Source organism: Enterorhabdus sp. P55 (assembly GCF_009911695.1).
In the GTDB taxonomy this organism is placed as follows: domain Bacteria; phylum Actinomycetota; class Coriobacteriia; order Coriobacteriales; family Eggerthellaceae; genus Enterorhabdus.
Window position 1 is genome coordinate 1 of sequence record NZ_QWKK01000211.1, and the last position, 1770, is coordinate 1770.

Annotated in this window: 3 protein-coding genes; all 3 read right to left on the reverse strand. The window is 71.6% G+C overall.

From position 1 onward, the window contains the following. Nucleotides 1-282: hypothetical protein (locus tag D1643_RS10840; protein WP_236643572.1), on the reverse strand; the 282-nt coding region annotated here is incomplete at its 3' end. 62 nt (nt 283-344) lie between these two features. Further along, nucleotides 345-914 carry a preQ(1) synthase gene (queF, locus tag D1643_RS10845; RefSeq protein ID WP_160710620.1) on the reverse strand — a complete coding sequence of 190 codons (570 nt, stop codon included), beginning with the start codon at nt 912-914 and terminating at the stop codon, nt 345-347. A gap of 106 nt (nt 915-1020) precedes the next feature. Next, complete coding sequence (gene queC / locus D1643_RS10850) at nt 1021-1689, reverse strand: 7-cyano-7-deazaguanine synthase QueC (protein ID WP_160710621.1); 669 nt, start codon at nt 1687-1689, stop codon at nt 1021-1023. Nucleotides 1690-1770 lie beyond the last annotated feature (81 nt).

Below are 1770 nucleotides of genomic sequence, written 5' to 3' on the forward strand. Positions count from 1 at the left end.
GACGCCCCCGTCGCCAGCGCCGGCCCGCGCAGCCCCGCCGGCAGCCCCGCAGCGCCCGGCCGCGGGGCCAGCGGGCCCGCCTTCTGCGCACTCAAGCTCGCGCCCGATGAGGCCGCTCGCCACCTCGAAGGCCGCGATGCGCCTCCACGCCAACGTGATCTGGGGCTTCAGCCGCGAGGCGTTCTCCTTCGCCTCCAGGGTGCGCAGCGTCTCGCGCAGCTTGTGCAGCGTCGAGTCCACCTGCCGACGCGCCTCGGCCAGCTCCTCTTGCGTGTAGTCCACCCTGTCTCCCATCGACGAGCAACCGCCCGCGTCGTCGCCACGCGCCTCCGCAGCCGCAGCGCCTAGCGGTTGTCCACCTTCTCGGGATACAGGTCGTGCTGCGAGAGGCGCGTCCACGCCACCTCCTCCCAGCGCGTGCCGGGGCGGCCGTAGTTGCAGTAGGGATCGATGGAGATGCCGCCGCGGGGCGTGAACTTGCCCCACACCTCGATGTACTTCGGATCCATGAGGGCGATGAGGTCCTTCATGATGATGTTCATGCAGTCCTCGTGGAAGTCGCCGTGGTTGCGGAAGCTGAACAGGTACAGCTTCAGCGACTTGCTCTCCACCATGAGCTCGCCGGGCACATAGGAGATATAGATGGTGGCGAAGTCCGGCTGGCCCGTGATGGGGCAGAGGCTCGTGAACTCAGGGCAGTTGAACTTCACGAAGTAATCGTTGTCCGGGTGCTTGTTGACGAACGTCTCCAAGACGGAGGGGTCGTAGTCGGCCGGGTAGCGCGTGCCCTGGCTGCCCAGGTGAGTGACGCCGCCGGCGCGGGTCTCGTCCTCGTCGCGGCCGGCGGCGGGGGCGGGAGCGCCGCCGCGGGACTGGAAGTCGGCGAAGGCGGCGGACAGGCTTGATGCGGTCATGGGAGGATCCTTTCTCGAAGGGAACGCCCCGGCGGGCTTGCGGCGCGGGAGCACGGCAACCGAGCCGTCGACCCGGCAGCCGGGCCGGGCGGTCCAGGCGCGAGCGTCAGCCGAGCAGCGGGTCAGGCGCGCCGTTGGCAGCGAAGGCGGCGGCGCGGTCAATGCAGGTGGCGCAGGTGCCGCAGGGAACCGCACCGCCCTCGTAGCACGACCACGTGAGCTCGTAGGGCACGCCGAGCGCCAGGCCCTCGGCGACGATGGCCGCCTTGTTCGCGTTGACGAACGGCGCCTCCAGACGCAGCTCGCCGCCGGTTCCCTCGGCGATGGCGCGGGCCATGGCGTCCACGAACGCCGGCGAGCAGTCCGGGTAGGCGTTGCCGGCCCAGTCGTCGTGATGGGCGCCGTAGAGCACCGTCGAGCACCCGAGCGAGAGCGCCATCGACGCGGCCGACGACAGGAACAGCCCGTTACGGAACGGCACGTAGGTGCTCACCGGCGCGCCCGCCGCGGCGTCCTGCTGGTCGGCGTAGGCACCCTGGGGCAACGCGACGTCCGAGTGGGACAGCAGCGAGCAGTCGCTCTCGGCGAAGATGGCGGCCAGGTCGAGGAAGCGCTGCTCGACGCCGTAGTAGGCCGCCACCGCGCGGGCGGCGTCCAGCTCGCGGACGTGGCGCTGACCGTAGGAGACCGACAGCGCGCAGACGTTGGCGGCGCCGTAGTCGCGCACTGCCCGGGCCAAAAGCGTCGTGGAGTCCACGCCGCCGCTGCACAGCACGAGCGCCTTGGCCGGCGCGCCGGCAGCCCCGGCTCCGGCGGGCGCGCCGGCCTCGGCGGCCCTGGAGCCCGCGCCGGCCTC